A 6,908-nucleotide genomic window follows, 5' to 3' on the forward strand; every position below is an offset into this window, starting at 1 on the left:
GGCGTATCGCTCCTGCAACGGTGTCTACGCCGATGAAATGTTGGGTTGCCGGCTTGGTCTGGCTTGCTGTAACCGGGTTCAGCGTCTCGGCGCAGGCGGCTGAGCCGCCGGCCCCCGCGCCCCACAACCGCGCCGAGGCAGTGAAGGTCATTGCCGACCTGCGCAGGGTCGTGGCCGACGGCGGCATCGAGCGGCTGGAGAGTGTCCGCATCGGCGGCATTGACCAATGGGTCTCGATCCGCGGCAACGACCGCCGCAACCCGGTGCTGCTGATGCTGCACGGCGGGCCTGGCTGGGTGGCAATGCCCACCAGCTGGTACTTCCAGCGCGGCTGGGAGGAGTACTTTACCGTGGTCCAGTGGGATCAACGAGGCGCGGGCAAAACCTACGTCGCCAACGATCCCGCGCGGGTGGCACCGACCATGACCCGCGAACGGATGATCGCCGACAGCGAGGAAATGGTGGGTTGGCTGCGCCGCGAGTTCGGCAAGGACAAGATCTTCGTGATGGGCCAGTCCTGGGGTAGCTACCTGGGGCTTGAACTGGCCCAGCGCCGGCCCGGGTGGCTGCATGCCTACATCGGCATCGGGCAGTTGACCAATGCGCCGGAGAGCGAGCGGCGGGGCTGGGCGTGGACCCTGCAGCAGGCGCGGGAGGACGGCAATGCCGAGGCAGTGGCCGAGCTGGAGGCGCTGGCGCCGTACGCGCCCGGCAGCACGCCGGTGCCGCTGGAGAACCTGTTCAAGCAGCGCAGATGGCTCAACTATTACGGCGGCATGGTCCATAACCGTCGTGGGGGCGATGCCGAAGCGGCCGCCATCACGCTCTCGCCCGAATACACCGACCAGGACGTGGCCGGCATATGGAAAGGCAATGATTTTTCGATGCAGCACCTGCTTGGCGAGGTGCTGACGCTGGACATGAGCGCGGTCCGCGAACTGAAGGTGCCGTTGTTCCTGTTCGAGGGCCGCCACGACTACAACGTGTCGTCCGAACTGGCGGCGCAGTGGTTCCAGACGGTGAAGGCACCCACCAAGCAGCTGGTCTGGTTCGAGCAGTCCGCCCACGAAGTGATGATCGAAGAGCCGGGCAAGACCCTGCTGACCCTGGTGCAGCAGGTCCGCCCCATCGCCGAGCGCGCAGGCGACGGCGCCCGCTGAGACACGGTCAGGCGAGCCATCCACAAACAAAAAAGCCACCCATTGGGTGGCTTTTTCGTCGGGCAGCCATCCAAAGGACAACTGCAGGTATGTGGTGGAGCCAAGGAGGATCGAACTCCTGACCTCGTCATTGCGAACGACGCGCTCTCCCAGCTGAGCTATGGCCCCAGGTGTGCTGCTATGCGGCGTGGGTGCCGCGATGTGAACAAGTGTAGCGCCGCACACCCCGCGCTGCCAAGAGTGCGGCAATCCGATCCTGAGGGTGGGCAGGGCGGCGCCGTTGGCGGCAGGGGTGAGCCCAACTTGAGAAAAAACCGACTCTTCCTGAACGGGAATCCGGCTTTGTGAAGGTGTAACCGGGAGACATCTGTTTCAAATCAACAACTTGGACCAAACGAAAGGTTTTCAGACCTGGCCTTTTTTCACGTAAAGAGGACCACTTCGGTGCCGATAAGAACTGTGACGCACCTCTCAATCCAACCCCCACCTTCGAGTACCGACGATGACGACCCGTGCCGCCACCGTTTTCTCAACTTCCATCGGTGCCCGCTTGGCGCTGCTGATGGGCCTGATCACCACCGTAGCGTTTGTGGCGCTGGCGGTGCTGATCTACCGCCAGGCTGCCACCAGCTACCAGCAGCGCGTCGAAGCAGGCCTGCAATCGTCCACTGACCTGATGCGCGATTCGGTCGAGCTGTACGACCGCAGCCTGAGTGACAGTGCCGAACGCATGGCGGGCATCTTTCGCGGCATGCTGCCGGCAGGCGAGGTCAGCGTGGACCCCGCCAACACCCTGACCGTGGGCGAACGCCAGACCCCGACGCTGCGTTTTGGCGCCGACGTCGTCAACCAGCAGGAGACGGCGGTAGACCGTTTCGCCGAAGCCACCGGCGGCGTCGCGACCGTGTTCGTGCGCGACGGCGAGGATTTCGTGCGCATCTCCACCTCGGTCCGCAATGCCGAAGGCGCGCGCGCCCTGGGCACCGTGTTGGACCATGCAAGCCCGGCCTACGCGAAGATGCTGGCCGGCGAACGCTTCACCGGACCGGTGCGGCTGTTCGGGGTGGACTACATGACCCATTACATGCCGATCAAGAATGCCGCAGGCGAGGTTGCGGGCATCGCCTTCGTCGGCCAGAACTACACCGACGGCCTGGCGGCCCTGAAGGCCCGCCTGCGCGACTCCAAGTTGGGCAAGGAAGGCCATTTCCTGGCGGTCAACACCCGCGCGGGCGAGCAGTTCGGCACCGTGGTGGCCGGCTCGGCTGGGGAAGGCGAGAATCTGCTCGAGCTGACCGACGCAGACGACCGCGCCGGATTGGATGCGCTGCTTGCGGGCAAGGCCACCGTGGCCACCCTGCACCTGCGCACCGCCAAGGACGCCACTGCGCAGACCTACTTCGTTACTGCCCAGTCCTACGGGCCGTGGCAGTGGACGGTGCTCGGCCTGGAGCCCGCCTCGGTGCTGCAGACCGTGCTGCACAAGTTGATGCTGCAGATCGTGGTGGTCTCCGGATTGGGCCTGCTGGCAGTGATCGTGGCGCTGGTTGTCGTGGTACGACGTGTGATCAGCGCGCCGTTGGCACAGGCCGGGCAGGTGGCGCGTGACGTGGCGGCCGGTCGCCTGGATCAGCGCATCGTCGTGCGCAGCCAGGACGAAGTGGGCCGCCTGATGGCGGCGCTGCAGCAGATGCAGGACAAGCTGCGCGAGATCATCCACGCGCAGAACGAAATGAGCCAGCGCCATGCAGAGGGGGCGATCAGCCACCGCATCGATGCCAGTCGCTTTGAAGGCGAGTTCGGCACCATGGTGACGGGCACCAACGAACTGGTGGCCGCGCACATCTCGGTGAAGATGCGCATGGTCGACCTGGTCCGGCGTTACGCAGACGGCGACCTGTCGCAGCCGATGGACGAATTGCCGGGCGAAAAGGCGCGGATCACCGAGGCGGTCAACGGCGTGCGTGATCGCCTGCTGGCGATCAATGGCGAGATCAAGCGCCTGGTCGCGGCGGCCGCCGCCGGCGACTTCAGCGTGCGCGGCGATGCCGATGCTTTCCAGTACGATTTCCGGGTGATGGTGGAGGGCCTCAACGCCTTGATGGTGTCGGCCGACCGCAACCTCGGCGCGCTGTCAGGGCTGCTGCGTGCATTGGCCGACGGTGACCTGCGCGGCCGCATCGACGGCCACTTCCAGGGCGTGTTCGCCACGATGCGGGACGATGCCAACGCCACCGTGGCCCAGCTGACCGCCATCGTGAGCGGCATCCAGCAGGCGGCGGTGTCGGTGGCTACCGCGTCCGCGGAGATCGCTGCCGGCAACGACGACCTGTCGCGCCGGACCGAACAGCAGGCGGCCAGCCTGGAAGAATCGGCCGCGTCGCTGGAAGAGCTGACCTCGGCGGTGAAGCAGAACGCCGACCACGCCCGCCGCGCCGACCGCCTGGCCGCCGAAGCCGCCGACGTGGCAGTGCAGGGCGGTGCTGCGGTCGCGCAGGTGGTGGAAACGATGGGCGGCATCGAAGCGTCGTCTCGCCGCATCGCCGATATCACCACCGTCATCGACGGAATCGCGTTCCAGACCAACATCCTGGCGCTGAATGCCGCCGTGGAAGCGGCGCGGGCCGGCGAAGAAGGTCGTGGTTTTGCCGTGGTGGCCTCCGAAGTCCGCGCGCTGGCGCAGCGCTCGGCCAGTGCGGCCAAGGAAATCAAGGCACTGATCGACGCATCGGTGACCCAGGTGGCCGATGGCAGTGCCCTGGCAAGCCAGGCCGGGCAGACCCTGCAACGGGTGGTGGCATCGGTGGGCGAGCTGGGCGGGCTGATCGAAGAGATTGCCAATGCCAGCCAGGAACAGGCGGCAGGGATCGAGCAGGTCAACCAGAGCATCGTGCAGATGGATGGTGTGACCCAGCAGAACGCTGCCCTCGTCGAGGAGGCTTCGGCCGCTGCGCGTGCATTGAACGCGCAGTCGTCCGAGCTGCAGCAATCGGTCGGGCAGTTCCGCCTGGCCGACGCGCAGCCCGCGCGCAGGGAGCGCGTTGCGGCCTGATCGGTGCGGTGGCGTCTGCGATGGGGAGTCGCAGACGCCACCGCCGGATCAAAGGTGGGGTTGAAATCCCCTTGAAACATCCGCGCAATACCGTGCCGCATCGCTGCGAAGACAGCGGTGTCGCTGTTGTGCACCCGCGTGCGTCCCGCACGCCACCTTGATCCGTAACGCCTGAGACCCCTGAATGTCCGCCCATCGCATCACCTCCGCTTCGGCCGCAACGTCTCCCTCGCGCACCGCCCGGCAGCCGCGCCCCCACGCGCTGGCGCTGGCCTGCATTTCGCTGCTCGGCCTGAGCGGCGGCGCCGTGGCCCAGGACGCCAGCCCGACCTCGCTCGACGCCATCACCGTTACTGCCGACCACCGCGAGCGCAATCTGCAGGAGGTGCCGGTGTCGGTCGGCGTGGTCCAGGGCGAGCGCCTGCGCGACTACACTGCCGGCGGCGATGACACCCTGCTGGCCCTGAGTGGCCGGGTGCCGGGTTTCTACGCCGAAACCACCACCGGCCGGATCTTCCCGCGCTTCTACATCCGCGGCCTGGGCAACATCGATTTCTACCTGGGTGCGTCGCAGCCGGTGTCGATCATCCAGGATGACGTGGTGCTTGAGCACGTGGTGCTGAAGTCCAACCCGGTCTACGACGTGGACCAGATCGAAGTGCTGCGCGGCCCGCAGGGCACGCTGTTCGGCCGCAACACCACTGCCGGCATCGTCAAGTTCGACAGCATCAAGCCCAGTCAGGACTACAACGGCCGGGTGCAGGCCAGCTATGGCAGCTACGGCAGCGTGGCGGTGGACGGCGGCTTCGGCGGCCCGATCAACGACATCGCCTCGTTCCGCGTATCGGCGTTGTACCAGCACCGCGACGACTACGTGGACAACACCTACGCCGGCCCCAGTGCCGATGGCACGGTGTCCCCGAAGAAGAACGCCATGGGCGGCTTCGATGACCGCAACGTGCGCGCCCAGCTGCTGCTGCAGCCCAGCGACGCGTTCTCGCTGCTGGCCTCGGCACACGCGCGTGATTACGAAGGCACCTCCACCCTGTTCCTGCGCAACGCCATCACCAGGGGGTCCAACACCACCGACGTGCCGCGCGACCAGGTTGCCTACGACGAAGCCGACAACAACCCGCAGGCGTACAAGACCTACGGCGGCTCGGTCAAGGCCGTGTACGACTTCGGCAACCTCGCGCTGACCTCGATCACCGCCTACGAAACCACGTCCGGTTACAGCCGCGGTGACACCGACGGCGGCGCGGCCGTCAACTTCCCGGTCAACGGCGTCCCCAACGGGTATGGCCAGTCGATGGGGCAGATCCGCGACCTGGACCAGTGGACGCAGGAAGTGCGCCTGGCCAATGCCGATGAAAACCGCCTGAAGTGGCAGGTGGGGGCGTTCTACTTCGATGGCCGTGACACCACCGACTTCTACCAGCGCGCCTGGTTCCTGCAGGGCGCCGCGCGCAACCCGAACAACTGGGTGCGCCTGCGCAACACCAACACCTCGTGGGCCGGCTTCGGCCAGGTCAGCTATGACGTGACCGACAAGTTCACCCTGACCGCCGGCCTGCGCCAGACCCGCGACGAGAAGCGCACCCGCCTGCTGAAGACCGCCGATACCGCCGCTGGCGCAGTCACTTATCGTGGCCGTACTGATGTGGAAATGGCCGACACCACCCCCAGCTGGGACGTGAGCGCGATGTACGCGTTCAACCCGCAGCTGAGTGTGTACGCCAAAGTGGCGCGTGGCTTCCGCGGCCCGACCATCCAGGGCCGTTCGGCGGTGTTCAATGCGGACTTCACCACCGCCGATTCGGAAACCATCCTGTCCTGGGAGGCGGGCGTGAAGAGCAGCCTGTGGGACAACCGCCTGCGCATGAACGCCACCGCGTTCACCTACGTAGTCAACGACATCCAGCTCAACGGCAACGATTCCAACGGCAACGGCGTACTGTTCAATGCCGACAAGGCCAAGGCCTACGGTCTGGAAGCGGACATGGAGCTGCGCCCGATCCCGAACCTGAGCCTGAGCGCCGGCGTGAGCCTGCTGCACAGCGAAATCCAGGACGACCGCGTGTACGCGCAGGTCTGTGCCCTGAACGGCGGGGTGGTGTGCACGGTCAATGACCCGACGATCAGGGTGGGCGCCAACACGTTCGCCCAGATCAACGGCAATCCGCTGCCGAACGCGCCGAAGTACAACCTGAACTTCGCCGCGCGCTACGACATTCCGGTGAACGACAGCGACGTGTTCTTCGTGTCCACCGACTGGAACAAGCAGGGCTACACCAGCTTCGTGCTGTATGACTCGGCCGAGTTCAACTCCAGGGGCAGCTTCGAAGGCGGCCTGAAGCTGGGATACTCGGGCAACTACGGTGCGTGGGAAGCGGCGCTGTTCGCGCGCAACATCACCAACGAGAAGAACCTGAAGGGCGTGATCGAGAACTACATGGCGGCGGTGTACAACGAACCGCGCGTCGTGGGCGTCTCGTTGAACCTGAACTGGTAACCCACCGGTCGGGTCGCATCCCGATCGACCGCCGGGATGGGGGTTCAGCGGTGCGCTTGCGGTGGTGGGGGGGGCCGCCCCGCCCCCCCCCCCCCACCCCCCCCCCCCCCCCCCCCCCCCCCCCCCCCCCCGGGCCCCCCCCCCCCCCCCCCCCCCCCGCCCCCCCCCCCCCCCCCCCCCACAC

The 6,908-nt window shown here is 66.5% G+C and carries 3 protein-coding genes and 1 tRNA gene; 3 read left to right on the plus strand and 1 reads right to left on the minus strand.

Annotation, left to right across the window (positions count from 1 at the left end):
- Positions 1–32 precede the first annotated feature (32 nt).
- Entirely contained in the window at positions 33–1,160 is a 1,128-nt protein-coding gene (locus ACGFZ3_RS12040; RefSeq protein WP_392921159.1) for an alpha/beta fold hydrolase, read from the plus strand.
- Between the two features lie 92 nt (positions 1,161–1,252).
- Here the strand turns inward: ACGFZ3_RS12040 and ACGFZ3_RS12045 are convergent.
- Positions 1,253–1,328, minus strand: a tRNA-Ala gene (locus tag ACGFZ3_RS12045).
- Positions 1,329–1,662: 334 nt separating this feature from the next.
- On the opposite strand from ACGFZ3_RS12045, the gene ACGFZ3_RS12050 reads away from it, so the two are divergent.
- Entirely contained in the window at positions 1,663–4,212 is a 2,550-nt protein-coding gene (locus tag ACGFZ3_RS12050; protein WP_392921162.1) for a Cache 3/Cache 2 fusion domain-containing protein, read from the plus strand.
- A gap of 184 nt (positions 4,213–4,396) precedes the next feature.
- The gene (locus ACGFZ3_RS12055; RefSeq protein ID WP_392921165.1) at positions 4,397–6,724 is read left to right on the plus strand and encodes a TonB-dependent receptor; all 2,328 of its coding nucleotides are present in this window, start codon (positions 4,397–4,399) and stop codon (positions 6,722–6,724) included.
- Positions 6,725–6,908: the final 184 nt, after the last annotated feature.

This window comes from Stenotrophomonas sp. NPDC047960, assembly GCF_043204395.1.
Taxonomy (GTDB): Bacteria; Pseudomonadota; Gammaproteobacteria; order Xanthomonadales; family Xanthomonadaceae; genus Stenotrophomonas.

What these genes read in the sequence shown, in the direction of transcription:
- ACGFZ3_RS12050 (WP_392921162.1), top strand. Translation starts at nt 1,663, where the DNA reads ATGACGACCCGTGCCGCCACCGTTTTCTCAACTTCCATCGGTGCCCGC.
- ACGFZ3_RS12040 (WP_392921159.1), top strand. Translation starts at nt 33, where the DNA reads ATGAAATGTTGGGTTGCCGGCTTGGTCTGGCTTGCTGTAACCGGGTTC.
- ACGFZ3_RS12055 (WP_392921165.1), top strand. Translation starts at nt 4,397, where the DNA reads ATGTCCGCCCATCGCATCACCTCCGCTTCGGCCGCAACGTCTCCCTCG.